At 62.5% G+C, this 776-nt stretch carries 1 pseudogene; it reads right to left on the bottom strand.

Annotation, left to right across the window (positions count from 1 at the left end):
* A pseudogene (locus BSIN_RS26340) lies at positions 1-735 on the bottom strand (IS3 family transposase); the annotation flags it as partial.
* Positions 736-776 lie beyond the last annotated feature (41 nt).

The raw sequence follows: 776 nt of genomic DNA, 5'->3' as shown, positions 1-776 counted from the left end.
TTTTGCGGCTCGCCCAGTCCACTACCGCCGTCAGGTACACGAAGCCGCGAGACATCGGAATGTAGGTCGTGTCCAGCGCCCACACCTGATTGGCCCGGTTGATCTTCATGCCCCGCAGCAGGTACGGCCAGACCTTGTGCTGCGCATTGCGACGGCTCGTGTTCGGCTTGCAGTACAACGCCTCTACGCCCATGCGCTTCATCAACGTCCGTACCCGGCGACGACCAACCTCATGGCCTTCCCGGCGCAGCAGGCGCGCCAGCATCCGCGCCCCGGCAAACGGAAACTCCATATGCAATTCGTCGATCCGTCGCATCAGCAACCGATCCGCTTCGCTTACCGGCTGCGGCCGGTAATACACGCTCGATCTCGCCACGCCGACGAGACGGGCCTGCTGCGCAATCGGCAACGTGTGCTTACGGTCGATCATTTCTTTGCGCTCAGCAATCCCGCCTTGTCGAGCGCGCCGATTAAAAAATCATTTTCCAGCGTCAGTTGCCCGATCTTCGCGTGCAGCGATTTCAGATCAACCGGCGGCTCGTTCGACGGCGCACTGCCCGCGCCGAACACGTCCGCCGCCCGCGCCTGCAATTGCCGCTTCCATTCCGTGATCTGGTTCGGGTGCACATCGAACTGTTGTGCCAGCTCGGCCAGCGTCCGCTCGCCCTTGACCGCCGCCAGTGCCACTTTCGCTTTGAACGCCGCTGAGTGCGTCCGTCGGGTTCTCTTCGTCATCTTCCGGGTTCCTTTGCCGGCATTATCGCCGGCTCAGGCCC

The organism is Burkholderia singularis (assembly GCF_900176645.1).
Taxonomy (GTDB): domain Bacteria; phylum Pseudomonadota; class Gammaproteobacteria; order Burkholderiales; family Burkholderiaceae; genus Burkholderia; species Burkholderia singularis.
The sequence above is the reverse complement of the archived record's forward strand: the minus strand, read 5'-3'. Positions and strand labels throughout refer to the sequence as shown.